Origin of the sequence: Mycobacterium arosiense ATCC BAA-1401 = DSM 45069 (genome assembly GCF_002086125.1) — a bacterium.
In the GTDB taxonomy this organism is placed as follows: domain Bacteria; phylum Actinomycetota; class Actinomycetes; order Mycobacteriales; family Mycobacteriaceae; genus Mycobacterium; species Mycobacterium arosiense.
The window spans coordinates 1-908 of sequence record NZ_MVHG01000217.1 but is presented as its reverse complement, the minus strand read 5'-3'; the positions used below and the strand labels follow the sequence as shown (position 1 = coordinate 908).

General features: G+C 66.7%; 1 protein-coding gene. It reads left to right on the top strand.

The features are described 5' to 3' along the window. On the top strand, positions 1 to 803 hold an 803-nt coding region (locus BST14_RS28155; RefSeq protein WP_083067498.1), incomplete at its 5' end, for a L,D-transpeptidase. Positions 804 to 908 lie beyond the last annotated feature (105 nt).

Genomic DNA, 908 nt, shown 5'->3' with positions numbered 1-908 from the left:
ACCCGCCGGCGCCCCCGCCGTGGGTTCCCCCGGGCGCGCAACCCGCCGCGGCCCCGGCCGACGGGCAGAACAACACGCCATTCACCGGCACAGCGCCGTTCGGGCCGCCGTCGTTCGTCCCGAAGAGCGGCTCGACTGTGGGCGTGGGCCAGCCGATCATCATCAACTTCCCGGGCACGGTTGAGAACGCCGACGCGGCTATCGCCGCCGTGCACGTCTCGTCGGTGCCGCCGGTACCGGGCAAGTTCTACTGGATGACCCCGACGCAGCTGCGCTGGCGGCCGATCAACTTCTGGCCCGCCCACACCGCGGTGACGGTCGACGCCGGCGGCACCGTGTCCACCTTCCAGACCGGCGACACGCTGATCGCCACCGCCGACGACGCCACGCACCAGCTGACCGTCACCCGCAACGGCACCGTGGAGAAGACCTTCCCGATGTCGATGGGCATGACGTCGGGCAACCACCAAACCCCCAACGGCACCTACTACGTGCAGGACAAGAAGGCGTCGGTGGTGATGGACTCCTCGACCTACGGCGTGCCGGTCAACTCGACCTACGGCTACAAGGTGACGGTGGAGGACGCGGTCCGCTTCGACAACGTGGGCGACTACGTGCACAGCGCGCCGTGGTCGGTGGACGACCAGGGCAAGCGCGACGTCAGCCACGGCTGCATCAACATCAGCCCGTCCAACGCCAAGTGGTTCTTCGACAACTTCGGTCCTGGTGACCCCATCGTCGTGAAGAACTCCAGCGGGGGCTCATACAAGAAGAACGACGGCTCCGCCGACTGGATGAGCTAGCTGTTGCGGGTCATGACGTTGTAGACGTCGGCATGGTCGGGATGTGAGGAGGACGGGTCCTTCGGCGGCAGGATGAGAAATCGCCAAACCCCTCGTCCTGAGCAT